Here is a 25,479-nt window from a genome sequence, read left to right on the forward strand (position 1 = left end):
GTCATCGGCTCGCCTCGGCCGTCGGCGAGGCGGCGGCGCGCTGTGCCGCGCGGCGCCCCTTGCGCGGGTCGAGGACGGGTACGGCGTCCAGGAGTTGCCGCGTGTAGGGGTGGCGCGGTGAGCGCAGTACCTCCGCCGTGTCGCCGACCTCGACCAGGCTCCCCCGGCGCATGACGGCGACCCGGTCGGCGACCTGTCCGACGACGGCGAGGTTGTGGGAGACGAACACGTAGGTCAGCCCGAGCCGTTGCTGGAGGTCGGCCAGGAGGTCGAGGACCGTCGCCTGCACGGAGACGTCCAGGGCGCTGGTCGGTTCGTCCAGGACGAGGAGGCGGGGGCGCAGGGCCAGGGCACGCGCTATCGAGACGCGCTGGCGCTGTCCGCCGGAGAACTCGTGCGGGTAGCGGTCCTGGACACCGGCGTCCAGGCCCACCGCCTCCAGGAGTTCGCCGACGCGTTCGCGGGTGCGGGGCCGTGCGCGCCGTCCGCGCGCCTCGGGGTCGTGGGTGACGAGGGGTTCGGCGACGATGTCCGTGATGCGCATGCGCGGGTTCATGCTGGAGTAGGGGTCCTGGAGGACGACCTGCATCTGCCGGCGCACGGCGCGCAGTTCGGGCGCGGAGAGGGCGGCGAGGTCCTGCCCGTCGAAGCGGACGCTGCCGGCGGTGGGTTCCAGGAGCCGCAGCAGCAGCCGGGTCAGGGTGGTCTTGCCGCAGCCGGATTCGCCGACGAGGGCGAGGGTCTCGCCCTCGTGGACTTCGAGCGACACGTCGTCGACGGCGGTGGTCGTGGCGTGCGTGCCGAACTCCTTGCGCAGTCCGACGAGTTCGAGGAGGACCTTGGCGGCCGCGGGTGTTGGTCCGGTGGCCTCGGTGGTTTCCGTGGTCATGCCGCCTCCAGTCGCGGGGTGGCCGCCAGCAGCTTGCGGGTGTAGTCGTCGGCCGGACGGTCGAAGACGTCGAGGACGTCGCCGGTCTCGACGACGCGGCCCTTGTTCATGACCACGACGCGGTCGGCGGTCTCCGCGACGACGGCGAGGTCGTGGGTGATCAGCACGACGGCCATGTCGTGCTTGTGCTGGAGGGTGACGAGCAGGTCGAGGATCTGGCGCTGCACGGTGACGTCCAGGGCCGTGGTCGGCTCGTCGGCGATGAGCACGCGGGGCCGTGCGACCAGCGCCGTCGCGATCATCACGCGCTGGCGCAGGCCTCCGGAGAGTTCGTGCGGGTACTGGCGGTAGCGCAGGGCGGGGTCGGGGATGCCGACCTCGTCCAGGGCGGCCAGCGCGGCCTCCTTCGCCTCGGCGCGGGACATGCCGGTGTGGTGCCCGAGTACCTCGGCGACCTGGGCGCCGACCCGCTGGAGGGGGTCGAGGCAGGTCATCGGGTCCTGGAAGACCATGGCGATGTCGCGGCCGCGGACCCGCCCGAGGTCCTTCTCGGTGAGTTTCAGCAGGTCGCGTCCGTCGAAGCGGATCTCACCGCTCGCGTAGACGCACGGCGGGCTCGGGTTGAGGCGCAGGACGGAGAGGGCGGTGGCGCTCTTGCCGCTGCCCGACTCCCCCACGACGGCGAGGGTTTCACCGGCGTGGACGTGCAGGGAGACGTCCTTGACGGCGTGGACGACGGAGGTCTCCAGGCGGAAGTCGACGCTGAGGCCGTCTATCTCCAGCAGCGGCTGCGGGGTCGGTCGGTCGTGGGTCATCGGCGGTAGGCCTTCGGGTCCGCGACGTCCCTGAGGGCGTCGCCGGTGATGTTGATGGCGAGGGAGGTGAGCATCAGGGCGATGCCGGGGAAGACGGCGACCCACCAGGAGGTGCCCAGGTAGAGCTGGCCGTCGGAGAGCATGCCGCCCCAGGTGACCGTCTCCTTGGGCACACCCAGGCCGAGGTAGCTCAGGGAGGCCTCGGCGACGATGGCGGCGGCGACGTGCAGGGTGCCGATGGTGGCCAGCGGTGCCATCACGTTGGGCAGCAGGTGGCGGCGCATGATGGTGACGTCGGTGACGCCGATCGCGCGGGCCTCGGTGACGAAGTCTCGGGTGCGCAGGGACATCACCTCGGAGCGCACGACGCGGGCGTAGGAGACCCAGCCGGTGAAGCCGAGCACCAGGATCACGTACCACAGGCCCGAGCCGAGGAAGCCGACGATGGCGAGGGCCAGCAGCAGCGACGGGAAGGCGAGCTGGACGTCGGCGAGCCGCATGAGGGTGCGGTCGGCCCAGCCGCCGAAGTACCCGGCGGACAGTCCCACGACGGTGCCGATGACTCCGGCGAGGAGCGCCGCGCCGGCGCCGACGAGCAGGGAGACCCGGGCGCCGTAGATGACGCGGGAGAGCATGTCGCGTCCGAGCTGGTCGGTGCCCAGGAGGTGGGCGCCGCTGCCGCCGTCCTGCCAGGCGGGGGGACGCAGCCTCAGGAGGAGGTTCTGCGTGTTGGGGTCGTAGGGGGCGATCAGGGGTGCGAACAGGGCGGCGAGCAGCAGCAGCGCGAGTACGGCCAGGGCCGCGACGGCGAGCTTGTTGCGCAGCAGGGCCCGCAGGACGGCGGAGCCCGAGCCGCCGGACGGTGCCGCGGCCGGGGTCCGGTCGGTGGCGGCCGGTGACATGACGGTCATCGTGACGTCCTCACCCTCGGGTCGAGGAAGCTGTAGGAGAGGTCGACGAGCAGGTTCACCACGACGAAGGTGGCTGCGAAGAACAGGACGGTGGCCTGGACGAGCGGGAAGTCGCGGTTGGAGATCGCCTCGACGGTCAGCTGGCCGACTCCGGGCCAGGAGAAGACCCGTTCGGTGAGGATCGCCCCGCCGAGCAGGTTGCCGACCTCCAGGCCGACGACGGTCACCACCGGCAGCGAGGCGTTGCGCAGTCCGTGCCTGAGAACCACCTTGAGGGGGCCGAAGCCCTTGGCGCGGGCGCTGCGGATGTGGTCGGAGGACAGGACGTCGATCAGCGAGGAGCGCAGCAGGCGCGCGACGACGGCGACGGAGTAGACGGCGAGGGTGACGGCCGGCAGGACGAGGTTGGCGAAGGTGCCGTAGCCGGAGGCGGGCAGGGCGCGCAGCCAGACGGCGAAGACCAGGATGAGCAGGATGCCGACCCAGAACGGCGGGGTGGACTGGCCCAGCAGGACGCCGGTCATCACGGTGTGGTCGGAGCCGCGCCCGCGGCGCATGGCGGCGAAGATGCCCGCCGGGACGGCGACGACGAGGGTCACCGCGAGGGCGGCGGCGGCCAGTTCGATGGTGGCGGGCAGCCGGTCGGCGAGGATCTCGCTCACGGGCTGGCCGTAGACCAGGGAGTCGCCGAAGTCGAGGCGGAGCAGTCCCCAGAGGTAGTCGAGGTACTGCGCGAACAGCGGCTGGTCCAGGCCGAGGGAGGCGCGCAGCACGTTCTCCTGCTCGGCGGTGGCGTCGGGCGGCAGCAGGATCTTCACGGGGTCGCCGGAGAGCCGTACCAGGAAGAAGGAGACCGTCGCGGTGCACAGCAGGACGAACAGCGCGGTGGCCAGGCGCCTGAGCACCGTGCGCAGCAGCCCGGTCCGGTCCGGGCGGCGGGGTGTGGTCTGCGCGGGGGCGGGGGGTTTGTCGAGGGTGGGGGCGCTCATCGGGACACCTCCGCGCTCTCCATGGCGAGGACGCCCGCGGAGCCGGGTGTCCAGCGGGGGCGGTCGTTGCGGGCGAAGATGTTGTCGATCTGGTAGAGGAAGACGAAGGGCGCCTCCTGGCGCATCAGCCGTTGCAGGTCGGAGAAGGCCCGTTCGCGTTCGGCGGGGTCCTCGGAGAGTTCCTCGAGGTCGATGAGGCGGTCGGCCTCCTCGGAGTGCCAGCGGCTCTGGCGCCGGTCGCTGCGCACGTTGGACTGGACGATGCTCGCGCCGTCCATCGTCCAGACGGTGCTCGCCGCGAGGTAGATCGGGCCGAGCGCTCCCCGGTTGTCGGAGGTGAGCCGGGCCGAGTAGGTGCCGGGGTCGAGGAGGTTCACGCGTGCGTCCACCCCCGCCTCGGCCAGCAGTCCGGACAGGGCCTCGGCGACGTTGGCGTCGACGTTGGAGGCGGTGATCGTCGTGGCGAAGCCGCGCGGGTGCCCGGCGTCGGCGAGGAGGGCGCGCGCGGTCTCGACGGACCGCTCGAACGGCTTGACGGTGGGGTCGAAGCCGAAGGCGCCGCGCGGGACGAGGGCGGGTGTCTCGGTCGCCTTGCCGCCGAGCACCGCCTTGATCAGCAGGGGTACGTCGATGGCGTGGTTGAGGGCCTGGCGGACCCGGCGGTCCTGGAGCGGGCCGCGTTCCAGGGTGTTCAGGGACAGGTAGGCGGTGCGGATGCCGGTGTGGCCGTCCAGCGAGACGCCGCCGTAGCCCTCCAGTTGCTGGGCGGCGTCCGGGGTGAGTCCGGCGACGAGGTCGACGCCTCCGCTCTGGAGCGCGGCCAGGGAGGAGGAGGCGTTCGGCGCGGGACTGAAGACGAGGCCGTCGACGGCGGGCCGTCCGTTCCAGTGGCCGGCGTGGGCCCGCATGCGCAGTTCGTGGTCGCGCTGCCAGCTGACGTAGGTGAAGGGGCCGGTGCCGACGGGGTGGTCGGCGAACTCGGCGTCGCCCACCTCGGCCAGGTGGCGGGGCGGCACGACCACACCGCCGAAGAGGGAGAGCTTCGCGGGCAGGATCGGGTCGTGCACGGTGGTGTGGAAGTCCACGGTGAGGCGGTCGACCACGGTGACGCCCTTGACGAAGCGCAGTTCGACGATCGGGGACTTGGTGGCGGGGTCGAGCAGCCGCTCGATGCTGAAGGCGACGGCCCGCGCGTCGCACGCCTCACCGTTGTGGAAGGTCACGCCGGGTCGGAGGGTGAAGCGCCAGGTGCGCGCGTCGGTGGCCTTCCAGGAGAGGGCGAGCCTGGGGTGCAGCCGGTTGTCCCGGCCCCGGGTGGTGAGCGTGTCGAACATGTTGATCAGGACGTTCATCGACACCATGTCGCCCTGCTTCTGCGGGTCCAGCGTCTTGGGGTCCCCGGGCTGGGAGACCCGCAGGACGTTGCCGGCCCGGTCCGCGGCGGCCGTCGTGCCGCACGCGGTCAGGAGCGCCGGGGCGCCGAGGGCTCCCAGGAGCAGACCGCCGGTCCGCAGGACGTGACGTCGGGTGGGACGGCTGCGGTCCATCGTGCGCCCCTGATGAATTCGTTCCATTGAACAACACCTCCGTTCCGTCAGATGGAATGCGGTTGGGTTAAGCTAAGCGACATGGTGAAAGCGGTCAACACCCGGTCGGTCGATCAGGAACTCGTGAAGGGCCCCGTCGACAAGGCGATGGAGGTCCTCGACGCGCTCGTGCAGCCCGGCGGTCCCCACCGGTTGGGCGAGATCGCGCGCCGCACGGGACTGACCAAGCCCACCGTCCACCGGCACCTGCGGACGATGGCGGAGTACGGTTTCGCGGAGGCGGCGGAGAACGGCAGCTACCGCCCGGGCCCGCGCCTGCTGGGCCTGGCCGCGGCGGCCCTGAACGACAGCCGCGTCCTCGAACTCACCCGGCCCGTCCTCGCCGACCTTCGGCGGCGCACCGGACACGTGGCGTTCTACGCGGTGCGGCACGCGGCCGACGCGGTGTACCTGGAGGGGTCCGAGCAGGCCCGGGAGTACCGGATGAGCACGGCGCCCGGCCTGCGCTCCCCGCTGTACGCGTGCGGTGTGGGGCTCGCCATGCTCTCGGCCCTGCCTCCGGAGGAGGTCGACGCCGTGCTGGACGTAGGCGGCCTGGAGGCCCGCACGCCCAGCACGCCCACCGAGCCCGCCGCCGTCCGGGCGGTGCTGGCGCGCGCCGCACTGTGCGGGTATGCCGTGGACGACGAGTACGACGAGCCGGACGTGCGCTCGGTGGCGGCCCCCGTCCTGGACGCGGAGGGCAGGGTCGTGGGCGCGATCGGCATCCTGGGCCTGACCTTCACCCTGGATCCCGACAGCGTGGAGGTGTTCGGGCCGATGGTGCGGGCCGCGGCGCGCACGGTGTCGGCCGGGCTCGGCGCGCGCACGCCGGTCCTCGGCGTGGTGGACGACGCCTCGCGGGGTGAGCGGTCGTGAGCGCCCTGGCCGAACTGCTCGCCGAGGGGCGGGAACGACGGGTGTTCTCGGGGGCCGCCTGGTCCGTCGGAGACCCGGAGGGCCCGCTGGACCGCGGCTGGACCGGCACCCGGTCCTGGGACGGGCCGCCGCTGGACGGCGACGACCTGTGGGACCTCGCCTCGGTGACGAAACCGGTCGCGGGGCTCGCGGTGATGGCCCTGGTCGAACGCGGTGTGCTGGGGCTCGACGCGACGGTGGGCACGTATCTGCCCGACTACCGAGGGGGCGACAAGGCCGACCTGACGGTACGCCAACTCCTCGCGCACACCTCGGGGATCCCCGGTCAGGTGCCGCTCTACCGCGACCGTCCCACCCGTGCGTCCCTGCTGGAGGCGGTACGGCTGCTGCCGCTGACCGCGGAGCCCGGCACCCGGGTCCAGTACTCCTCGCAGGGCTTCATCGTCCTGGGCCTGATCGCCGAGGCGGCGACGGGACGGCCGCTGGACGCGCTGGTGGAAGAGCTGGTGTGCGCGCCGGCCGGGATGCGGGACACCGTGTTCCGGCCGGACGCCGGGCGGCGGGCGCGGGCGGTCGCCACCGAGGACTGCCCCTGGCGCGGGCGCACCGTCGTGGGCGAGGTCCACGACGAGAACGCGGTGGTGCTCGGCGGCGTCGGCGGCCACGCGGGCCTGTTCTCCACCCTGGCGGACATGGAACGCCTCGGCACCGCACTCGCCGACGGTGGCCGCGGACTCCTGCGCCCCGGCACCTTCGCCGTCATGACGGCGGGCCACACCGACCACTTGGCGCTGCGGCGCGCTCTCGCCTGGCAGGGCCGCGATCCCGTCGGCTCCCCCGCCGGGGACGTGTTCGGCCCCGCCTCGTACGGCCACACGGGCTTCACCGGCACCAGCCTCTGGGTCGACCCGGACACGGGGCGCTATGCCGTGCTGCTCACCAACCGGGTGCACCCCACCAGGGCCGGGGACGGGATCGTCGCCCTGCGCCGGGCGTTCCACGACGCGGCCGCGGGACTGCCCCGCGATGGCGCGAGGCCGGCCCCGCCGTGTGGAATGGCCGGATGAACCCTGCCGAGCCCGAGCCGCACCCCGGACACGCGCCCGCACCCGGCGCCGAGCGCCCCGAACGCGCGCGCCCCGCCCCGCACAGCCTCACCGGAGTCGGTCTCGCCGTCCTCGATCCCGCCGGACGGGTCCTGCTCGGCCTCGGCCATGACGGACGCTGGGAGCTGCCCGGCGGCAAGGTGGACCCGGGCGAGGACTTCGAGGCGGCCGCCGCCCGGGAACTGGCGGAGGAGACCGGACTCACGGTGGCCGCCATGGACGTAGGCGTGCTGGCCGTGTTCGTCGACGGCCTGGCCGGGCTGACCCGGGTGACGGCGGCGGCCGTGACCGAGCGGGCCTCGGGCACGCCCCGGGTCACCGAGCCCGACAAGATCGAACGCTGGGAGTGGTTCGCCCGGGACGCGGTCCCGTCCGCCCTCTTCGCCCCGTCCGCCTCGGTCCTGGACTGCCTGTGGCCCGAGGCGGAACACCGGGGCGTCGCCGGGGTGCGTCACTACACGCTGGCCGGCTCCCCGTCCGCCCCGACCGTCGTGAACGGCAGCACCAGCCGGGACGGGTGCGCGGCGTCGCGGTAGATCTTGTGGGTGACGGGCCGCCCCACCGGCAGGTGGAAGGCGTCCGGTGGCAGCAGCGCGTTGTGCTCGTCGGCCAGGGGTTCGTCGTTGGACAGCTCCACGACCAGCTTGTGGCCCGGCAGGAACGTCGCCGCGAACGGGTGGATCCGCAGCACGTACTCCTCGATCGTCCCCGGCTCCACCGGCACCGCGCGGGTGTGCGGGTGGTGCGGGTCGCCCTCGGTGGTGCGCTCCTCGTCCAGCTCGCGGTGCGAGGCCTTGAGGTAGGCGGTGGTGACGAGCTGCCGCCCGCCCGTCGGGGCCTGGTCCCACAGGCGCAGGATGAAGTTCGTGTCGGGCTGGTCGATCTCCGCGAAGAGGTGCGCGGCGCCCTGCCCGATCAGCTCGGTGGGCTCGGTGAACGCGGCCGTGCTCCAGCCGATGATCTCGACCTTGTCGGTCACCGTGAGCGGTGCCTGGTAGAAGCCGTCGGGCGCGGCGTATTCGGTGCCCATCGGCTCGGGCTCGAAGGAGAGCGCCCGGCGCGGGCGCAGGTAGAGGGACTTGTACTCCACGTCCTTCGGCGGCCACCGCGTCCCGGTGACGTACTCGCGCGAGCCCTCCACGTGGACGGTGACGGCGGGCTCGTCCATGATCCCGTTGTCGACGCCCTTGAGCCAGTACTCGTACCAGCGGAACATCTTGTCGTGCTCCTCGACGAAGGGGCGCGACTGCATCGGCGGGTAGGGGCCGATGTCGAGCTTCTTGGGGCCCTTCAGCGACTGGTACAGCTCGATGGTGCCGTCCACCGTCCAGCCTCGGCCCTGGTCGATCTGGAGCCAGACCGGGATGTCGACGGCGGGGGCGAGGGTGATCGGGTTGCGCTCCTCGTACCAGTCCCCGTCGACCTCGTTCATCACGATGTCGAACCACGCCTCGTGGTTCTTGGGGTAGTTGAGCACATGGACCAGGTTGGGCCACGCGGCCACGTCCGGGTCCCGGAGCCGGCGGGCGACCTTCTCCCTGATCTCCTCGGGCGAGAACGTCTCCAGCATGCGGGACCTGACGCCGTCGGTGAAGGCCCAGCCGGAGTCGCCGCCCCGGCCCTCACGGGCGGCGCGGGGCATGAGCCACATGATGCCGCCGTGGTAGGTGGTCTCGTAGAAGTCGTAGTGGCCGCCGCTGACGAAGACCGCCTTGAGGCTCGGCGGCCGCTCGGCCGCGGCCAGCACCTGCATCGAGCCGAAGTAGGAGATGCCGATCATGCCGACGTTGCCGTCGCACCACGGCTGGGCCGCGACCCACTCGATGAAGTCGTGGGCGTCCTCGCCGAGCGGGACACCACCGGCGTTGTAGTTGCCTATGTGCTCGCCCTCGGAGGCGCCGGATCCGCGCAGGTCGCCGATGACATGGACGTAGCCCTCGTGGACGACGCGCGCGATGTCCCCCGCCTCGATGCAGCCGTCCCACATGGGGCTGGGCCTGCGCTGCGGCGGCGTGGTGAGCGCGAGGGCCTGGAGTTCCTTGCCGTACGGGCTCAGCGCGACCAGCGCGGGGCGCGGTGTGTCGTCCGTGCCGCCGTAGGCGTCGGCCGCCAGGGTGACGCCGTCGCGCATCGGGACACGGAGGTCCTTGTGGACGGTGATGCTCTGGCCGCCCGCCTGGATGGTGTGGAAGTCGGTCATGGGTGCGAAACTCCTGTGCTACGCGTTCTGGTTGCGCATGCGGTAACCGTGCATCGAGGTGAAGAACGGCGACGGTTCGAGGGTGGGGTCGCCGCTGTATCCGAGGGCGTCGGCCGCGCCGGCGAACGGGGAGTACGGCGACCGGGTCTCCTCCAGGCCGGCTTCGAGACAGGTGCACGCGGCGTCGGCCACACGGCTCTCGACGGCGAGGCTCTGCTCCAGGGCCTCGCGGGCCTCGGCGGCGTCGAGCTCGACGCCGTAGGGCGTGCCGTCGGCACGGCGGTAGGGGTGTCCCAGGTACAGGCGTTCGGGACGGACCCGGTCGCGCAGGTGGGTCAGGCCGGCCCGGTAGCCGGCCGGGTCCACGTAACCGGGGAAGCCGTTGGCCGCCCCGTGGACCTGCACGGCGTCGCCGACGAAGGCCGCGCGCTGCCCGTCCAGGACGTAGGCGACCGACCCCGGGGTGTGCCCCGGGACCGCGTGCACCGAGACGGTGACTCCGCCGCCGAGGGACAGGGTCTCGCCGCCCCTGACGAGCAGGGTGGGCTCCATCTCGCCGGAGATGACGGCCTCCGCGGCCGCCGTCACCTTGGCCTCTCCCTCGTGGTCGCCCAGGTAGCGGCCCCGCCCCGCGCGGTACTCCGCCACGTGGGCCCGCCGTGAGCGGAGCATCGGCGCGTCGGCCTCGTGGATGACGACCTGTGCGCGCCCGCCGGTCAGTTCCCACAGGGCGTGGGCCCCGCCGACGTGGTCGATGTGACCGTGGGTCAGCAGGATCCAGCGCACGTCCTCGACGCGGCGTCCGATCGCCCGGAGTGCGGGAGCCATCCCCTCGGCGGGCGAGGAGGCGATGCCGGTGTCCACGATCGCGGGCTCCGGTGCGTCGATGAAGAAGCTGTACAGACCGAACCGGCCCCAGGGCGAGACCAGGGGGTGGACGGTGGCGGAGTGCGTCATGGCCCTCCTTCCGGGTGGATGTCGCGTGGGACCTGGTCAGCGGCGGGCGAGGAAGTCGCGCGTCTCCTCGAAGACCCGGTGGTACTCGGGGATCCAGGAGAAGTGCTGGACGAATCCGTGGCCCGCGCCCCGGTACCGGCTCACCGTCGCCCGGACGCCGGCCTCCCCGAGCCGCCGGCCGTACAGCTCGCCCTCGTCGCGCATCGGGTCGTACTCCCCCGTGACGACCAGTGCGGGCGGCAGCCCGGTGAGGTCGGCGCGCTTCACCGGTGAGACGAGCGGGTCGGCGGGATCGGCGCCGCTGTCCAGGTAGAAGGCGTTGAAGGGCTTCAGCCCCGCCGTCTCCAGGCCGTAGCCCACGGCGTTCTCCCGCAGCGACGGGTATCGGTCGACGTCGAATTCCAGGTCGAGTGAGGGGTAGTAGAGGACCTGGTGGGTGATCCGGTCGAAGCCGTCGTCGTGGGCGCGGGCCGCGACCGCGGCGGCGAGGGTGCCGCCGGAGCTGTCACCTGCGACGGCGAGGGTGCCGCCGTCCCAGGCGAGACCCGTACCCTCCCCGGCTGCCCAGCGGACGACCGCGTAGCAGTCGTCGAGCCCGGCGGGGAAGGCGGCCTCGGGTGCCAGGCGGTAGCCGACGGAGACCACCTTGAGCCCGGTCTCCTTCGCCAGGGAGCGCGCGACGTGGTCGTGGGTCTCCGGGCTGCCGAGGAAGAAGGCGCCGCCGTGGAAGTAGACCAGCAGGCCGTGGCGGTCGGCCTCGGCCGGCGTGTAGATCCGCACCGGTACCTCGCCGGACGCCGTTCGGGCGGTCGCGTCCTCGACGGCGTGCAGCGGGAGGCGTTTCTCGGGCGGCACGACGTGCGCCTCGTCCGCGGCACGCATGGCGACGGGGTCGAGCGGGCCCTGGGGCGGGGTCGGCAGGCCGGCGAGGAACGCGGCGATCTCGGGATGCAAGGGCATGACGTGTCACTCCTGTCCGGCAGCGGCGGCGGGCTTCTGACCGGGGAAGACGTCGCTGATCTCTTCCTCGGTCCAGCCCTGGCGGGAGATGCGCTGCAACTCGTCGGTGACCGGCTTGCGGACGGCCTGGAACAGGGCCAGCGCCTCCTGGACGGAGTCCGCCTCCCGCAGGGCGTCGGCGAGCGCGCCGCCGTCCTCGATGGCCGAGTTGGCGCCCTGGCCCTGGTGGTGCAGCATCGAGTGGGCCGCGTCGCCGACGAGGACGACGGAGCCGGTGTGCCAGGTGTCGACCGGGTCGATGTCGTAGACCGCGCGGATGTTCACGGTGTCCAGGTCGAGGTCGCGGGTGATGCTCACCAGGCGCTCGTCGAAGCCGGCCACCGTGGCGAGCAGGTCGTCCTTGGTGACCTCGGGTGTCCAGGTGGCGTCGGGGCACAGGGCGGTGATGTCGAACGACACCTGGTCGCGGTGGCGCAGCGGCAGCAGGTAGACCTTGGTGCCGCGGCCGATGTACATGCGGAGGTTGTCGTCGGTGACCATCCCGTGGGCGGCGTCGACGGGGATGACCGCGCGGTAGGCGTGCTCGCCGGAGAAGACCGGACCCTTGTAGCCGAACAGCTCCCGGCGCACGGCCGACTTGATGCCGTCGGCGCCGACGACGAGGTCGGCCTCCACGGTCCTGCCGTTCGCGAAGGAGAGGACGGCGCTGTCGCCCTTGTCCCGCACGGCCTCCAGCTTGTGCCCGAGGTGCACCATGCCCTCGGGGAGCACACCCATCAGGGCGTCGATGAAGTCCCCGCGGTGGATCAGGTGGGTGTGGGTCTGCTCGCCGTCGGCCGGCCAGGTCTCCTTCATGATCGGGTCGCCGGTGGCGGTGAGGATCTCGAAGTACTCGCTGGGCGAGCTGACGTCGGCGATGGCGTCGAAGACCCCCCACTGGCGGAAGCGGTTCATGGTGGCGGGGCGCAGGCCGATGCCGGCGCCGACCTCCCGGATCCGGCCCGCCTGCTCGTAGACGTCCACGTGCGCGCCGAGCAGGCTCAGCGCCTTGGCGGCCGCGGCGCCGCCGTATCCCGCTCCGACGACGGCGATCTTGAGTTTCTTCAGGTCCGATGGCTGCATGGATGGTTCTCGCTATTTCTGGAGGGTCAGGAAGTCGGCCGGGTTGTCGACGAAGATCGTCCGGATCGCCGCCTCGTCGAGGCCGGCGGCCCGGAGGTCCGGCACGAGGTCCTCGAAGATGTAGTTGACGGTGTGGCCCTTCACGCCCGGCCAGCCCAGCGGGCTGCAGTTGGCGTCGGCCGAGGCGAGGACCTGCCCCAGCCGGCCGTCGCCGATGAACCGGAGGAAGTGGTCCAGCCGTTCCTGGCGGGGACGGGCCCAGAACGGCGGGTCCGGCAGTTCGGTCTCGTAGCCGAAGGTGTCGAAGCCGACGCGGCCGCCCTGCTCCGCGATCCACAGGTCGCGCGTCTTGTCGGCGTTGACGCCGTCGTCGACGTGCCCGAACAGCACGCGGTGCAGGGGCAGGCCCTCCTCCTCGAAGATCGCGACGGCGTTCTCCGCGTCGATCGCGAGGTGGGTGAGGATCGGTACGCCCGTGGTGAGGGCGGCGCGGGCCGCGGCCCGGTAGATCCGCTTGTCCAGGTCCGTCATCCGGCCGCCGCGGCTCACGCCGACCTTGATGACGCCGGCGAGGCTGCCGGTGTCGCCGATGCCGACGGTGATCTCGTGCACGAACTGCCGCATCAGGTAGTCCACGTCGGCGCCCGCGAAGTGCGGCAGCGCGGTGTCGCCGCCGACGAATCCGGTGCAGGCCACGATGTGCACGCCGGTCTTCGCGGAGAGCGACTTGTAGTAGTCGACGTCGCGGCCGTTGCAGATGCCGGTCGCGTCGACGAACGTGCCGCCGCCGTACTCGTGGAACCTGCGCAGCTTCGGGACGGTCTCCTCGTACCGCTGCTCGGGGGTCTTCCACCACTTGGTGTCCAGTTCGGACCCGGGCATGCCGTAGCCGACGTGTTCGTGGACGGCCACGACACGCAGCTCCTCGGCGGGGACCGGCCCGAGGACCGTGTTCACTCTCGACACAACACTCACCTTTGAGAGAAAGAGACTTGATGGTCGTCGGCGGCGGCGCGGTCAGCGCACCGACAGCAGCTCGCGCGGGTTGTCCACGAGGATCCGCCGGGTCTCCTCGTCGCTGAGACCCTGCTTCCTCAGCAACGGGACGAACGTGGTCAGCACGTTGCTGTACGGCAGGTCGTTGCCGGGGTGGCCCTTCGCCACGCCGGTCGCGCCGCTGGAGAGCAGGACCCGGCCGCCGAGCCCCGCCCGCACGAGGTCGGCGACCAGGACGGCGCGCTCGGCGTCGGTGATGTGGTCCCGGTCCGCCACGCCGACGTGGTCGAGTGCGGCGTAGGCCCCCCGGCGGGCGATCTCCAGGGGTGCGCCGGCGGCGACGGCGTCCCTGCGGTCGAGTCCGCCGACGACGACGCGGTCGGCGGGGAGCCGCTCGTCCAGGACGACGCCGAGGTCGTGGACGGCGTCGCTCCCGTGGCGGACGGAGAGCGCGACGCCGGTGCGCAGGGCGGTGCGCGCCGCGCCGCGGAACAGGCTCTCGTCGGTGGCGGTCATGCCCGTACGGGTCGCGGTGGTGGCCACCAGTCCCGCGGGGCCGCGGCGCTCCACACGGGGAACGACCATGCCCTCGGTGACCTCCTTGGTGAAGAGGTCGGCGAACCGGTCGGCGGGCCAGGGCGTCGGCGGGTTGGTCTGGGGGGTGAGGAAGTAGCCGCCGAGCATCTCCTCCGGGCCCTGCCCCGTCGAGGCGACGATGTGCACCCCGGTGGTCCGGGCCAGGGCCTCGTACAGCCGGACGTCCCGGCCGTGGAACATGCCGGTGCTGTCGACGACCGTGCCCCCGCCGTGTGCGCGGAAGTCCTTCAGGCGGGCGGCGAGGGTCTCGAAGATCTCCGCGCGGTCGAGGGTGACGTCGAAGGCGTACTCGGCGCCGGGCACCACCGACAGCAGCGCCTCGTGGACCGAGACGACGCCCAGCTCCTCGGCCGGCACCGGGCCCAGGACGGTGTTCACGGTGTTGTTCTCGACGCTCATGCCTGCCCTCACGTGACCGGTGGGGGTGCGCTGCACCCGGTGGATGACACGCACACTAGCCATTCGCTTTACATAGCGTCAATCAATTGGACATGAGGAAAAGACAACGAACGGTGCGCATTACGAGAGGGCGGTCCGCCCCGTCGGCACGGTTCCGGGCATGCGAAAAGGCGCCGTCGCGGACGACGGCGCCTTCGGTCGGGAGGAGGGTCAGGTCAGCAGGGACACCCAGCCGGCACTCAGCTCGTCGAGCATCTGGCCGTCGGTGAGCTTCCAGTCGACCCGGTCCCAGTTCTGGGCGACGTAGTCGAGCTGGGCCATGGCCAGCACACCGCGGAAGTGGCGCTGGTGCGGTTCGAAGCGTCCGGCCAGCGTGAGGCCGTCCTCGATGTCGCCGACGGCCTCCTCCATCCACCGCTCGACCAGGTCGGTGAGGTCCGGTTCGATCACCGCGGCGTCGCGGCCGAGGCGGATGATCGGCCGGATGGCCGGCCAGGCGTCGGTGGTCCGCCGCAGCCACGCCGTGATCGCCTCCGGCGTGCCCTCGGCGACGGTGGCGACCAGGTCCCGCGCGGTGGAGCCGTGCTCGGGAGACCGGACGCGCTGCAACTCCTCGTTGAGCTGCTCGTCGATGAGCGCCTTCATCAGTTCACCGCGGGACGGGAAGTAGGCGTAGAAGGTCACCCGCGTGGTGCCGGCGGCGGTCGCGATGTCGTCGACCGTGGTGGCGGCGTACCCCTTCGCCTTGAAGAGTTCGAGTCCCGACTCCAGCAGCAGGCGGCGGGTCATCCGCTTCTGCGCCTCACGAAGGTTCGCCATGGGCCGGATCCTATCGCGCGCGCCCAGGTCCGGCATACAGGCCGACTTAACGTAGGACGTTCCGTATACACCCTTGACGCACCGTAAAGCGAGTGTCATTCTCCACGGCATCACGCCCGCCTCGCGTCGTGCCCCTCTCCCCCACCGCGTACGCCGGCCGGCACCTTCCACGCTCCTTCCGGGCCTCCGGCCTTCCCCGGGGACGCCCGCCCTTCCCAGCCAGGGAGATCGGCAATGACGCTCAACAACGGGACGACGACGTCCCCGGGCCCCGCCGCGGGGGCCGCCCGGACACCGGGCTACGCGGGAACACTGGCTGCCGCCTGCGGCGCGGTCTTCGTGGCCCAGGTCGCGAACGCCCTGCCGGCCTCGCTGAACGGACTGCTCCAGGAGGACCTCCACACCCACGGGTCGCAGCTCACGTGGATCACCGCCGCCTTCATGATCGCCGTGGTCTGCTTCGAGTTCACCTTCGGCGTCCTCGGTGACCTGTTCGGCCGGCGCCGGCTCGTCGTCGCGGGCACGCTCCTGGTCGCCGCGGGCAGCACCGTGGCCGCCCTCGCGCCGACCGTCCAGGTGCTCTGGGCCGGCGCCGCCCTGAACGGCCTGGGCGCCGGAGCCATGTTCCCCGGCTCGCTCACCGCGATCACGGCCGTCACCCGCACCGCGCGGGAGCGGGCGCACGCGGTGGCGGTCTGGAGCGGGTTCCTGTCCGCGGGCGCCGCGGTCTCGCCGCTGCTCGGCGGCATGTTCGCCAAGCTCGGGTCCTGGCGCGGTTCGTTCTGGGTCCTCGTCGGACTCGCCCTCGCCAGCGCGGTGCTCACCCTGGCCCTCGCCAAGGAGTCGAAGGCACCGGAGGGCCGCAGGCTCGACGTACCCGGGCAGATCACCTTCGCGGTCGGCCTCGTCCTGGTGCTGTACGGCGCCGTCGAGGGGCCCGAGTCGGGGTGGGCCACGCTGCCCGTCATGCTCGCCTTCACCCTGGGCGCGTGCTTCCTCGCAGCGTTCGTGCTGGTGGAACTTGGCGCCGAGGCCCCGATTCTCGACCTGCGGCTGTTCCGCAACCGGGCGTTCGCCGTGTCGTCCGTCGTCGCGGTGATCGGCATGCTGGCCTTCCTCGGCGCCTGCTTCGCGACGAGCATGTGGCTGGGCCCGGTGCAGCATCAGGACCCGATCCGGGTCGCGATCCCGTTCCTGCTCCTCCAGGGTCCGGCCTTCCTGCTCATCCCGGTGATCTCGCGACTCCTGCACCGGGTCGCCGCGTCCCGGCTGCTCACCTCGGGGTTCGTGCTGATGGCGGCCGGCTGCCTGCTGTGCGCCCGGCTGGACGTGACCGACCCGCGGCTCGGCGCGTTCGTGGCGCCCGCCCTGCTGATCGGCGTCGGTTTCGCGCTGACGGTCAGCTCGGTGACGGCCGTGGCACTCGACAGCGTGCCGCGCCGCCTGGCGGGGATGGCCAGCGCCACCACCAACATGCTGCGCGACCTGGGCTTCGCCCTCGGGCCCGTGGTGGTCGGCGCGGTCGCCCTCAGCAACGCCGGGCCGGCCTTCGCCACCGGCCTCGCGGGGGCGGACCTGCCGGCCGGCGAGGAGGCGGCGGCGCGGGCCGTCGCCGAGTCCGCGGGGCCCATCGCCGTGAACAGCCTGCCGCCGGGCACTCCGGGATCCGCGGCACACGGCCTGGCGCTGGACGCCCTGGGCAGCGGCTTCGGGACGGCGTTCCTGGTGTGCGGGGTCGCGGCCGCCGTCGCCGCGGCTCTGACCGCCTTCGGCATGACCGGACTCGCCGCCCACCGCACCTCCAAGGACGAGGAGTCCGTCCCGGCGCCCCCGCGGCACGACGGCAGCCCGGAATCGGCGCTCGCCGAATAGCACCGGGGGCAGCGGGGGCCGCCCTTTCCCGCGCGAGCCGCGCAATGCCCCCGGCGGGCACCGGTGCGCCACGGCCGGTGCCCGCCCCGCCCCCTCCCCACCGAGCCGCGTGACTTCGCGGCATCCCGCCCCGCGCATTGACATGCACGCGTCCCGGCGCAACGCTGAGAGCGCTCTCAGAATCGGTACGGACCAATTCCCCCACACCCGCACGGAGGTGGAGAGTGCTCTCAAGAATCAGACGCCGTCTGCTCGCCGTGGCCACGGCAGCGGGCCTGGCCGGCACCCTGCTCACGTTCGGTGCCTCGGCACCCGCGGACGCCGCGGTGCCCGCCACCATCCCCCTGAAGATCACCAACAACTCCAGCCGCGGCGAAGCCGTGCACATCTACACCCTCGGCACCTCTCTGACGACCGGTCAGCAGGGCTGGGCCGACGCCAACGGCACCTTCCACGCCTGGCCCGCCGGCGGCAATCCGCCCACCCCCGCACCGGACGCGTCCATCCCCGGACCGGCCGCCGGGCAGACCAAGACGATCCGGATCCCCAAGCTGTCGGGGCGCATCTACTTCTCGTACGGCCAGAAGCTCGACTTCCGGCTGACGACGGGCGGTCTGGTGCAGCCGGCCGTGCAGAACCCGAGCGACCCGAACCGCAACATCCTCTTCAACTGGTCCGAGTACACGCTCAACGACGCCGGGATCTGGCTCAACAGCACGCAGGTCGACATGTTCTCCGCGCCCTACACGGTCGGCGTGCAGCGCGGCGACGGGAGTGTGACCAGCGCCGGGAAGCTCAAGGCCGGCGGCTACAACGCGGTGTTCAACGCGCTGCGGGCGCAGTCCGGCTGGGGCGGGCTGATCCAGACCCGGCCCGACGGCACCGTGCTGCGGGCGCTGTCGCCGCTGTACGGGCTGGAGACCGGGGCGCTGCCCGCATCCGTGCTGAACGACTACATCAACCGGGTCTGGCAGAAGTACTCGACGAGCACGCTGACCGTCACGCCGTTCGGCGACCAGCCGAACACCAAGTACTTCGGGCGCGTCTCCGGCAACGTCATGAACTTCACCAACGGCTCCGGCACGGTCGTCACCAGCTTCCAGAAGCCGGACGCCTCCAGCGTCTTCGGCTGCCACCGGCTCCTGGACGCGCCCAACGACCTGGTGCGCGGGCCGATCTCGCGCACGCTGTGCGCCGGGTTCAACCGTTCGACGCTGCTGAGCAACCCCAACCAGCCCGACCCCTCGGCGGCGAACTTCTACAAGGACTCCGTCACCAACCACTACGCCCGGATCATCCACGACCGGATGGCGGACGGAAAGGCGTACGCCTTCGCCTTCGACGACGTCGGCAACCACGAGTCCCTGGTGCACGACGGCAATCCGGTCCAGGCCCAGCTCACCCTCGACCCGCTCAACTGACCAGGCGCCCGGCCCCGGTCCGCCCCCGTCCTCCGCTCGCGCGGCAGGGCGGGGGCGGCACGCGGTCAGGTGCCGGGCAGGACTCCGGTGCGGGCGATCTCGGAGTACCAGCGGGCGCTCGCCTTCGGGATGCGGGTGCCGGTCGGGTAGTCGACGTAGACGGCACCGAAGCGCTTGCTGTAGCCGTGCGCCCACTCGAAGTTGTCCAGCAGCGACCAGAGGAAGTAGCCGCGGACGTCCGCGCCGTCCAGGATGGCCTGGTGGACGGCGGCGAGGTGGCCCCGCACATAGGCGATCCGGGCGGGGTCGTTGACCTGGCCGGCAGGGTCGGCGTAGTCGTCGAACGCGGCGCCGTTCTCGGTGATGACCAGCGGCAGCGCCGGGAAGTCGGCGGCCAGCCGGCGCAGCAGGTCGTACAGCCCGGTGGGGTCGACGGCCCAGCCCATCGCGGTCCGGTCGCCGGGCGGCTGGTGGAAGGCGACCCGGTCGGCTCCCGGCCACGGGCTGTGGGAGCTGTTGCCGTGCCCGTCGGAGCTGTGGGTGCCGCTGCCGTCGGTCTCGGAGACGACGGTGGGGGTGTAGTAGTTGACGCCGAGGAAGTCCAGCCGCTGGTGGATCTGCCGCAGGTCGCCGTCCTGGACGAAGGACCAGTCGGTCAGCCCGGCGGTGTCCTTGAGCAGGTCCTCCGGGTAGGCGCCCTGGAGCATGGGGCCGGTGAAGACCCGGTTGGCGAGGGCGTCGATCCGGCGGACCGCGTCGGCGTCCCCGTCGGTGCCGGTGAGCGGGCGGACGTGGTGGATGTTGAGGGTGACCGAGCAGCGGGCGTCGGCGCGGAGGCGGTCGCGCAGCGCCTGGACGGCCAGGCCGTGCCCCAGGTTGAGGTGGTGGGCGGCGCGCAGGGCGGCCACGGGGTCGGTGCGGCCGGGGGCGTGCACGCCGGAGCCGTAGCCGAGGAAGGCGCTGCACCAGGGCTCGTTGAGGGTGGTCCAGGTCTTCACCCGGTCACCGAGGGCGTCCGCGGCGAGGGCCGCGTACTCGGCGAACCGCTCGGCGGTGGCCCGCTCGGGCCAGCCGCCGGCGTCCTCCAGTTCCTGCGGCAGGTCCCAGTGGTAGAGGGTGGCGACGGGCTCGATGCCCTTCTCCAGGAGGTCGTCGACGAGCCGCCGGTAGAAGTCCAGGCCCCGCTGCACGGCCGGACCGCGCCCGGTGGGCTGGATCCGGGGCCAGGCGAGGGAGAACCGGTAGGCGCCCAGGCCGAGTTCGGCCATCAGGGCGACGTCCTCGGCACTGCGGTGGTAGTGGTCGGTGGCGACGTCACCGGTGTCGCCGTTGCGGACGCGGCCGGGGGTACGGGCGTAGGTGTCCCAGATGGACGGCGTGCGGCCGTCCTCCGCGGCGGCCCCCTCGACCTGGTAGGAGGCGGTGGCGGAACCCCAGAGGAAACCCTTGGGGAAGGTACGGGAGGCGTCCGGGCCGGAACCGGTCTGGTGTGCTGCGGTGACCACGTAAGTCCTTTCTGGATGGGGATGTTCGCGAGGCGGCGGGTCAGCCCTTGACCGCGCCCGCCATGATGCCGCTGACGATCTGACGGCCGAAGACGATGAACATGGCCAGCAGCGGCAGCGTGCCGAGCAGTGCGCCCGCCATGATCAGCGACTGGTCGCGGACGTAGCCGGCGCTGAGCTGGGTGAGCGCGACGGGCACCGTCGGGTTGGTCATGTCGAGGACCACGAACGGCCAGAAGAAGTCGTTCCACGCGTGCACGAACGTGATCATGAACAGGACCGCCATCGCGGGCCGGGCGACCGGCAGCACGATGCTCCAGAAGATCCGCAGCGAGTGCGCCCCGTCCACCCGTCCGGCCTCGACGAGTTCGTCCGGCAGCGCCTCCGAGAGGTACTGCCGCATGAAGAAGACACCGACCGCGCTGACCAGGGTGGGGAAGATGACGGCGGGCAGCTGCTGCGACCAGCCCAGCTCGGCCATCATCATGAACAGCGGTACGACGCCGAGCTGCGGCGGCACCAGCATGGTGCCGATCACCAGCATGAGCAGGGCGTTGCGCCCCTTGAACCGCAGTTTGGCGAAGGCGAACCCGGCGAGCGTCGCGAACATCACCGTGGACAGGGCGATCACCCCGGCCACGATCAGGCTGTTGACCATCGCCTTGCCCATCGCCGCCTCGTCCCAGGCGCGGGCGAGGTTGCTGAACAGGTTCGGGCCGGGCAGGAACGGCGGCGGCGTCTGGCTGACCCGCGTGTTGTCGGTGGAGGCGGCGACCATCGTCCAGTACAGCGGGAAGATCGACAGCACCGCCATGACGGCGAGCAGGACGTAGGCGAGGGGCCCGGCGTGATGCTGGCGGCCCGCCCGCTGGCGCAGCAGCCGGCGCCCGCCGGGGCTGCCCGCCCGGGCGGCGGGGGTGCGGTCCGGGCTGTCCGTCCGGGCCGGGAGGCTCTGTGTGGTCATGGCGACTCCAGGTCAGGACGTACGGGAGCGCAGGCGCTTGGTCAGGCGCTGCACGACGAAGACGAGGACGAGCAGCAGGAACATCGCCCAGGCGACGGTCGCCGAGCGGCCCATCTGGTAGTTCTTCCAGCCCTCCTCGTACAGCAGGAGGCCCAGCGTCTGGTACTGGTTGTCCGCGCCGCCGGTGACCCCGTTGGGCCCCTGCCCGAAGATGAGCGGCTCACCGAACAGCTGGGTGGCGCCGATCGTGGAGAGCACGATGGTGAAGACGATGGTGGAGCGGATCCCGGGCACGGTGACGTGGGTGAACTGCTGCCAGCGCGAAGCCCCGTCGAGCGAGGCCGCCTCGTACCGGTCGGCGGGGATGGCCTGCATGGCCGCCAGGTAGAGCAGCGCGTTGTAGCCGGTCCAGCGCCAGATCACGATGGTGGAGATCGCGACCTGGGCGGGCCACTTGTCGGCCTCCCAGTCCACCGGGTCGATGCCGACCGAGCCCAGCGCCCAGTTGATCATGCCGAAGTCGCGCTCGAAGATCATGGTGAAGACGAGGGCGGCCGCCGCGACCGAGGTGGCGTAGGGGACGAGCGAGGCGACCCGGAAGAACAGCGAGGCGCGCATCCGGTAGTTGAGCAGGTGCGCCAGCCCGAGCGCCATCATCAGCTGCGGCACCGTGGAGATGACGCCGATGGTGATCGTGTTCTGCAGCGCGTTCCAGAACCTGGAGTCACCCCACAGGTCGACGTAGTTGTCGAACGCCACCCACTCCATGACATCGAGGGTGGCCAGCTCCACGTCGTGCAGGGAGATCCACGAGGTGTAGACGAGGGGGTAGAAGCTGAACGCGGCGAAGACCACGAAGAACGGCGCGACGAAGACGTACGGGGCGCCCTTGATGTCCAGCCGGTGCAGGAGCGCGCCGCGCCGCGCCGGGGCCTTGGTGGTGGAGGTGGCCACCGGGATTCCTTCCTGAGTTCGGAGGTGTGCGACCGTGCGCCGGGCCCGCCGGAGTGACGCGGGCGGGCCCGGACGGCCGCGGGGCGGGGCGGAAGGTCAGCCGACCGCCTTCTCGATGCGCTCCGCGGTGGTCTTCCACGCCTCGTCACGGGCGGTGCCCTGCTGCTCGATCAGGGTGAGGCCCTGGGAGAAGGTGTCCTTGATCGTGCCGTCCTTGCGGCCGAGGACCTGCTTGTCCGGGATCTCCTGGGCGGCGGCACCGAAGATCTGCCCGATCGGCGCGTCGCTGAAGTAGGCGGACTTGGCGTTCTTCACGTCGGCGCTCTCCAGCGCGGTGCGCGAGGACGGGATGTTGCCGATCTCCTTGAAGATGTGGGCCTGCTGCTCGGGCGCGGTCAGCCAGGCGACGAGCTTCTGCGCCTCCTCCTTCACCGGGCTCTGCTCGACCACGCCGAGGAAGGATCCGCCCCAGTTCGCGCCCTTGGGGGCCTTGGCCACGTCCCACTTGCCCTTGTTCGCCGCGCCGGCTTTCTCGCTGATGTGGCTGAGCATCCACGCTGGGCAGACCGCCGTGGCGAACGTGCCGTTGGCCAGACCGGGGTCCCAACCCGGCTGGAACTGACGGAGCTTGGCCGTCAGGCCGTCCTCCGCCGCGTCGGCGGCCAGACCCCACGCCTCCTTGACGGCCGGGTTCGTGTCGTAGATCAGCTCGCCCTTGTCGTCGTAGTACTGCTCGGGGTAGCCGTAGACCATGGCGTTGAACAGGCCGCTGGCCGCGTCCATGTAGGCGACGTCGTCACCCTTGAAGCCCTTCTTGAAGTCGCGGCCGACCTCGACGTACTTCGCCCAGTCGCCCTCCCACAGCTTGGCGACCTCCTCGCGGTCGGTGGGCAGGCCCGCCTGCTCGAAGTAGTCCTTGCGGTAGCAGACGGCCATCGGGCCGATGTCCGTGCCCAGTCCCAGCACCTTGCCGTCCCCGGTGCTGATCTGGGACTCCTTCCAGGGCAGGAAGTGCTCGGTGCCCGAAGTCCCGGAGAAGTCCGCGAACTTGTCCGCCTGGGTCTCGGTGATCTCCTTGGCCCGGCCGATCTCGATGCCCTGGATGTCCTTCAGCCCCTTGCCGGCGGCGAGCCTGGTCTGGAGCGCGGTGTAGTACGTCTGCTCGTCGCCGGCGATCTCGGCCTTGATGTCGACGTCCGGGTTCTCCTTCTCGTACTGCTCCAGGAGGCCCGTCTCCTTGATGCCCATCACCCCGTACAGGCCCATGGTGATGACGGTCTTGCCGTCCTTCTCACCGCCACCGGTGACGGAGTCGTCGCCGCTGCTGCATCCGACGACGAGCGCCAGCGCGCCGACGGCCGCGACCGTCGCCACCGCCTTCCCGCGCAACGAACCGAGAGTGCCCATGGATCTCCTCCTAGCGACGGCTCAGACAAGGTGGGAACGTGCCCAATTTTGGTGGGCACGTTCCCACCGGCGCATCGAAGACTCGTGGGAGCGCGCCCATATGTCAATGACTTGAAAGCAACTCGCTCCCCTTCCCGGTCCGGGAACGGGCCTCCCGGCCGCCGGGGGGTGCGCCGACGGCGACCGGGTCTGCAAGAATTGCCGCAGGTCACCTCCGCGGCCGGCACGTCCGCCGCGGCCGCCGAGGGGGGAGTGCATGACCGGCAACCGCCGTCCCACGATCAAAACGGTCGCCGCCCGCGCCGGCGTGGGCCGCACCACCGTCTCCCGCGTCGTCAACGGCTCGGAGCTGGTGAGCGCCGACGCCCGCGCCAGGGTCCTCGCTGCGATCAAGGAACTGAACTACGTTCCCAACTCCGTGGCCCGCGGGCTCGTCACCAACCGCACCGACGCCGTGGCCCTGGTGATCCCGGAGTCCGAGAGCAGGCTCGGCTCGGAACCGTTCTTCGCCGCGCTGATCCGCGGCGTCAGCGGCGCTCTGGCCGAGAGCCGGACGCAGCTCCAGCTGATGCTCGTCCGCGACCAGGCGGAGCGGGACCAGCTGACCGAGTCGGTCGCGGCCCGCCGGGTCGACGGCGTCCTCCTGGTCTCGGTGCACTCCGAGGACCGGCTGCCCGGCATGCTGGAGGAGATGGGCCTGCCCACCGTCCTGGCCGGCCGCCGGGACGCGGGCGAGCGGCTGAGCTACGTGAACGCGGACAACGCCGGCGGGGCCGGCGCGGCGGTGCGGCACCTGCTGAGCGGCGGGCGGGAGCGGATCGCGACCATCACCGGGCCGCTGGACATGGACGTCGGCCGCAGCCGGCTCGCGGGCTGGCGGGACGCGCACCTGGAGGCGGGGGTGCCCGCCGCGGAAGTCCTGGTGGAGGCGGGCGACTTCACCGAGGAGGGCGGGGCGCGCGCGATGCGTTTGCTTCTTGAACGCGCCCCCGACCTGGACGCCGTCTTCGCGGCCTCGGACCTCATGGCGGTCGGCGCCCTGGCCGAACTCCGCCGGCACGGGCGGCGGGTACCCGGCGATGTCGCCGTGGTCGGATTCGAGGACTCCGTCCTCGCCCGGCACACGGACCCACCGCTCACGACGGTGCGCCAGCCGGTGGAGGAGCTGGGTCGGACCATGGCCCGCATCCTCACCGGCATCACCCGGCACGGCGCGCCACGGCAGCAGTTGACGCTTCCGACGGAGCTGGTGGTGCGCGAGTCGTCCTGACCGTGGTGCGCGAGTCGTTGTGACCGTGGTGCGCGAGTCGGCCTAACCTCGGCCGCGCGTCATCGACATCAGCAGTTCGTGGGTCCCGGCGTCCGCGGCGACCACGAGACCGCGGCCCGCCTCACCGATCGGGGCGCCGTCGATCCCGGTGACGGTGCAGCCGGCGGCCCGGCACAGGGCGATGCCCGCCGCGAAGTGCACGCTCCGGGAGAGGTCGCCGCCATCGGTGACGTAGGCGGCGCGCCTGCCCGCCGCGACCCAGGCCAGTGCCAGGGTCGAGGAGACGACGCGCGGCCGGAAGCGGCCGACGAACTCGGGGTGGGCGAGCAGATCCACGGCCCGGAATCCCGGCGCGCTCGGAAACGGCGGATCCAGGTTGACGTCCACCAGCCGGCTCGCGGACGTGGGCGTCAGCGGTGCGTCGCCGGCTCCGTCACGCCGCACCAGGGCGGTCTCCCCGTCGGTGACGAAGGCCTCGCCGCTGAACGGGTCGGCCACCGCTGCCGCCCCGTCGCGCAGGGCCACGTTGACGGCCACCAGCATGGTGCCGGCGGCGTAGTTCAGCGTGCCGCACAGGGGGTCCACCAGCCACTGGCGCACCGCGTCGCCGTTGCCCCGCAGCCCGCCTTCCTCTCCGAGCACCGCGTCGTCGGGCCGTCGGGCACGGATCACGCCGAGGATCGCCTTCTCGGCCTCCACGTCGGCGTCGGTGGCGAAGTCCCCGGCGCCCTTGTCGATGCGGTTGAGCCGTCGGCCGTACAGGTTGCGGACCACGTCCGCGCCGGCCAGCGCCCCCGCTGTCGCGACGGCCGCATCGTCGGATCCTTCGTATGAGTCGATCACGTCGCGCAGACTATCGAG

The 25,479-nt window shown here is 71.9% G+C and carries 23 protein-coding genes; 6 read left to right on the top strand and 17 right to left on the bottom strand.

All coding sequences use genetic code 11. The features are described 5' to 3' along the window. Nucleotide 1: 1 nt before the first annotated feature. From ACZ67M_RS28050 to ACZ67M_RS28070, 5 genes are read right to left on the bottom strand one after another with little or no spacing between them, the layout of a single operon-like run. Entirely contained in the window at nucleotides 2-889 is an 888-nt protein-coding gene (locus ACZ67M_RS28050) for an ATP-binding cassette domain-containing protein (RefSeq protein WP_392105220.1), read from the bottom strand. Then, complete coding sequence (locus ACZ67M_RS28055; protein ID WP_361368217.1) at nucleotides 886-1,704, bottom strand: ABC transporter ATP-binding protein; 819 nt, start codon at nucleotides 1,702-1,704, stop codon at nucleotides 886-888. Before ACZ67M_RS28055 ends, ACZ67M_RS28050 begins: the two co-directional genes overlap by 4 nt. Further along, entirely contained in the window at nucleotides 1,701-2,615 is a 915-nt protein-coding gene (locus tag ACZ67M_RS28060; RefSeq protein WP_392236397.1) for an ABC transporter permease, read from the bottom strand. The genes ACZ67M_RS28055 and ACZ67M_RS28060 overlap by 4 nt, the downstream gene beginning before the upstream one ends. After that, nucleotides 2,612-3,604, bottom strand: coding sequence for an ABC transporter permease (locus tag ACZ67M_RS28065; RefSeq protein ID WP_392018767.1), 993 nt, complete (start codon nucleotides 3,602-3,604; stop codon nucleotides 2,612-2,614). The genes ACZ67M_RS28060 and ACZ67M_RS28065 overlap by 4 nt, the downstream gene beginning before the upstream one ends. Further along, nucleotides 3,601-5,178 (bottom strand): ABC transporter substrate-binding protein, encoded by a 1,578-nt coding sequence (locus ACZ67M_RS28070; protein WP_392018766.1) that lies wholly within the window; start codon nucleotides 5,176-5,178, stop codon nucleotides 3,601-3,603. The genes ACZ67M_RS28065 and ACZ67M_RS28070 overlap by 4 nt, the downstream gene beginning before the upstream one ends. 54 nt (nucleotides 5,179-5,232) lie before the next feature. On the opposite strand from ACZ67M_RS28070, the gene ACZ67M_RS28075 reads away from it, so the two are divergent. The 3 genes from ACZ67M_RS28075 to ACZ67M_RS28085 are packed head-to-tail and all read left to right on the top strand — an operon-like array spanning nucleotide 5,233 to nucleotide 7,711. Next, entirely contained in the window at nucleotides 5,233-6,069 is an 837-nt protein-coding gene (locus ACZ67M_RS28075) for an IclR family transcriptional regulator (RefSeq protein WP_469853368.1), read from the top strand. Then, nucleotides 6,066-7,136 carry a serine hydrolase domain-containing protein gene (locus ACZ67M_RS28080; protein WP_467324559.1) on the top strand — a complete coding sequence of 357 codons (1,071 nt, stop codon included), beginning with the start codon at nucleotides 6,066-6,068 and terminating at the stop codon, nucleotides 7,134-7,136. The genes ACZ67M_RS28075 and ACZ67M_RS28080 overlap by 4 nt, the downstream gene beginning before the upstream one ends. Further along, nucleotides 7,133-7,711, top strand: a complete 579-nt coding sequence (locus ACZ67M_RS28085; protein WP_392018761.1) for an NUDIX domain-containing protein — start codon at nucleotides 7,133-7,135, stop codon at nucleotides 7,709-7,711. Before ACZ67M_RS28080 ends, ACZ67M_RS28085 begins: the two co-directional genes overlap by 4 nt. Here the strand turns inward: ACZ67M_RS28085 and ACZ67M_RS28090 are convergent. The 7 genes from ACZ67M_RS28090 to ACZ67M_RS28120 form a co-directional block, all read right to left on the bottom strand. Then, entirely contained in the window at nucleotides 7,630-9,375 is a 1,746-nt protein-coding gene (locus tag ACZ67M_RS28090; protein WP_469853371.1) for a CocE/NonD family hydrolase, read from the bottom strand. The genes ACZ67M_RS28085 and ACZ67M_RS28090 overlap by 82 nt on opposite strands. An 18-nt stretch (nucleotides 9,376-9,393) precedes the next feature. Further along, a complete protein-coding gene (locus ACZ67M_RS28095) occupies nucleotides 9,394-10,332 on the bottom strand; it encodes an MBL fold metallo-hydrolase (protein ID WP_469853373.1) in 939 nt (312 codons plus the stop codon). 36 nt (nucleotides 10,333-10,368) lie between these two features. Beyond that, nucleotides 10,369-11,292, bottom strand: a complete 924-nt coding sequence (locus tag ACZ67M_RS28100) for an alpha/beta hydrolase (protein WP_469853374.1) — start codon at nucleotides 11,290-11,292, stop codon at nucleotides 10,369-10,371. Between the two features lie 6 nt (nucleotides 11,293-11,298). After that, nucleotides 11,299-12,414, bottom strand: coding sequence for an FAD-dependent oxidoreductase (locus ACZ67M_RS28105; RefSeq protein ID WP_469853375.1), 1,116 nt, complete (start codon nucleotides 12,412-12,414; stop codon nucleotides 11,299-11,301). Nucleotides 12,415-12,426: 12 nt separating this feature from the next. After that, nucleotides 12,427-13,380 carry a phosphotriesterase family protein gene (locus tag ACZ67M_RS28110; RefSeq protein WP_469853377.1) on the bottom strand — a complete coding sequence of 318 codons (954 nt, stop codon included), beginning with the start codon at nucleotides 13,378-13,380 and terminating at the stop codon, nucleotides 12,427-12,429. 51 nt (nucleotides 13,381-13,431) lie between these two features. Beyond that, nucleotides 13,432-14,469 carry a phosphotriesterase family protein gene (locus ACZ67M_RS28115; RefSeq protein ID WP_469853378.1) on the bottom strand — a complete coding sequence of 346 codons (1,038 nt, stop codon included), beginning with the start codon at nucleotides 14,467-14,469 and terminating at the stop codon, nucleotides 13,432-13,434. Nucleotides 14,470-14,616: 147 nt separating this feature from the next. Beyond that, a complete protein-coding gene (locus ACZ67M_RS28120; protein ID WP_361368255.1) occupies nucleotides 14,617-15,225 on the bottom strand; it encodes a TetR/AcrR family transcriptional regulator in 609 nt (202 codons plus the stop codon). A 234-nt stretch (nucleotides 15,226-15,459) separates the two neighbouring features. On the opposite strand from ACZ67M_RS28120, the gene ACZ67M_RS28125 reads away from it, so the two are divergent. Then, the gene (locus tag ACZ67M_RS28125; protein WP_469853380.1) at nucleotides 15,460-17,097 is read left to right on the top strand and encodes an MFS transporter; all 1,638 of its coding nucleotides are present in this window, start codon (nucleotides 15,460-15,462) and stop codon (nucleotides 17,095-17,097) included. 224 nt (nucleotides 17,098-17,321) lie between these two features. Continuing rightward, a complete protein-coding gene (locus ACZ67M_RS28130; RefSeq protein WP_392105242.1) occupies nucleotides 17,322-18,518 on the top strand; it encodes a glycoside hydrolase family 64 protein in 1,197 nt (398 codons plus the stop codon). Between the two features lie 65 nt (nucleotides 18,519-18,583). On the opposite strand, the gene ACZ67M_RS28135 is transcribed toward ACZ67M_RS28130, so the two are convergent. The 4 genes from ACZ67M_RS28135 to ACZ67M_RS28150 all read right to left on the bottom strand — a co-directional run bounded on the left by ACZ67M_RS28135 (nucleotide 18,584) and on the right by ACZ67M_RS28150 (nucleotide 23,348). Next, complete coding sequence (locus tag ACZ67M_RS28135; RefSeq protein WP_469853381.1) at nucleotides 18,584-20,023, bottom strand: GH1 family beta-glucosidase; 1,440 nt, start codon at nucleotides 20,021-20,023, stop codon at nucleotides 18,584-18,586. 40 nt (nucleotides 20,024-20,063) lie between these two features. After that, nucleotides 20,064-20,987, bottom strand: a complete 924-nt coding sequence (locus ACZ67M_RS28140; RefSeq protein WP_361368266.1) for a carbohydrate ABC transporter permease — start codon at nucleotides 20,985-20,987, stop codon at nucleotides 20,064-20,066. Between the two features lie 12 nt (nucleotides 20,988-20,999). Beyond that, complete coding sequence (locus ACZ67M_RS28145) at nucleotides 21,000-21,941, bottom strand: carbohydrate ABC transporter permease (protein WP_361368269.1); 942 nt, start codon at nucleotides 21,939-21,941, stop codon at nucleotides 21,000-21,002. 96 nt (nucleotides 21,942-22,037) lie between these two features. Beyond that, a complete protein-coding gene (locus ACZ67M_RS28150) occupies nucleotides 22,038-23,348 on the bottom strand; it encodes an ABC transporter substrate-binding protein (protein WP_469853384.1) in 1,311 nt (436 codons plus the stop codon). A gap of 256 nt (nucleotides 23,349-23,604) precedes the next feature. Between ACZ67M_RS28150 and ACZ67M_RS28155 the strand changes: the two genes are divergently transcribed. After that, nucleotides 23,605-24,618, top strand: coding sequence for a LacI family DNA-binding transcriptional regulator (locus ACZ67M_RS28155; RefSeq protein WP_469853385.1), 1,014 nt, complete (start codon nucleotides 23,605-23,607; stop codon nucleotides 24,616-24,618). Nucleotides 24,619-24,660: 42 nt separating this feature from the next. Here ACZ67M_RS28155 and ACZ67M_RS28160 read toward each other — a convergent pair whose 3' ends face one another. Next, the gene (locus ACZ67M_RS28160; protein ID WP_469853386.1) at nucleotides 24,661-25,461 is read right to left on the bottom strand and encodes an inositol monophosphatase family protein; all 801 of its coding nucleotides are present in this window, start codon (nucleotides 25,459-25,461) and stop codon (nucleotides 24,661-24,663) included. Nucleotides 25,462-25,479 lie beyond the last annotated feature (18 nt).

The sequence above is a fragment of the Streptomyces sp. NPDC107500 genome, from assembly GCF_055582785.1.

Coding starts and splice junctions, on each gene's coding strand:
- ACZ67M_RS28090 (WP_469853371.1), bottom strand. CDS start 9,375: ATGACCGACTTCCACACCATCCAGGCGGGCGGCCAGAGCATCACCGTC.
- ACZ67M_RS28120 (WP_361368255.1), bottom strand. CDS start 15,225: ATGGCGAACCTTCGTGAGGCGCAGAAGCGGATGACCCGCCGCCTGCTG.
- ACZ67M_RS28050 (WP_392105220.1), bottom strand. CDS start 889: ATGACCACGGAAACCACCGAGGCCACCGGACCAACACCCGCGGCCGCC.
- ACZ67M_RS28085 (WP_392018761.1), top strand. CDS start 7,133: ATGAACCCTGCCGAGCCCGAGCCGCACCCCGGACACGCGCCCGCACCC.
- ACZ67M_RS28065 (WP_392018767.1), bottom strand. CDS start 3,604: ATGAGCGCCCCCACCCTCGACAAACCCCCCGCCCCCGCGCAGACCACA.
- ACZ67M_RS28115 (WP_469853378.1), bottom strand. CDS start 14,469: ATGGCTAGTGTGCGTGTCATCCACCGGGTGCAGCGCACCCCCACCGGT.
- ACZ67M_RS28060 (WP_392236397.1), bottom strand. CDS start 2,615: ATGACCGTCATGTCACCGGCCGCCACCGACCGGACCCCGGCCGCGGCA.
- ACZ67M_RS28055 (WP_361368217.1), bottom strand. CDS start 1,704: ATGACCCACGACCGACCGACCCCGCAGCCGCTGCTGGAGATAGACGGC.
- ACZ67M_RS28070 (WP_392018766.1), bottom strand. CDS start 5,178: ATGGAACGAATTCATCAGGGGCGCACGATGGACCGCAGCCGTCCCACC.
- ACZ67M_RS28140 (WP_361368266.1), bottom strand. CDS start 20,987: ATGACCACACAGAGCCTCCCGGCCCGGACGGACAGCCCGGACCGCACC.
- ACZ67M_RS28150 (WP_469853384.1), bottom strand. CDS start 23,348: ATGGGCACTCTCGGTTCGTTGCGCGGGAAGGCGGTGGCGACGGTCGCG.
- ACZ67M_RS28100 (WP_469853374.1), bottom strand. CDS start 11,292: ATGCCCTTGCATCCCGAGATCGCCGCGTTCCTCGCCGGCCTGCCGACC.
- ACZ67M_RS28075 (WP_469853368.1), top strand. CDS start 5,233: ATGGTGAAAGCGGTCAACACCCGGTCGGTCGATCAGGAACTCGTGAAG.
- ACZ67M_RS28095 (WP_469853373.1), bottom strand. CDS start 10,332: ATGACGCACTCCGCCACCGTCCACCCCCTGGTCTCGCCCTGGGGCCGG.
- ACZ67M_RS28125 (WP_469853380.1), top strand. CDS start 15,460: ATGACGCTCAACAACGGGACGACGACGTCCCCGGGCCCCGCCGCGGGG.
- ACZ67M_RS28105 (WP_469853375.1), bottom strand. CDS start 12,414: ATGCAGCCATCGGACCTGAAGAAACTCAAGATCGCCGTCGTCGGAGCG.
- ACZ67M_RS28155 (WP_469853385.1), top strand. CDS start 23,605: ATGACCGGCAACCGCCGTCCCACGATCAAAACGGTCGCCGCCCGCGCC.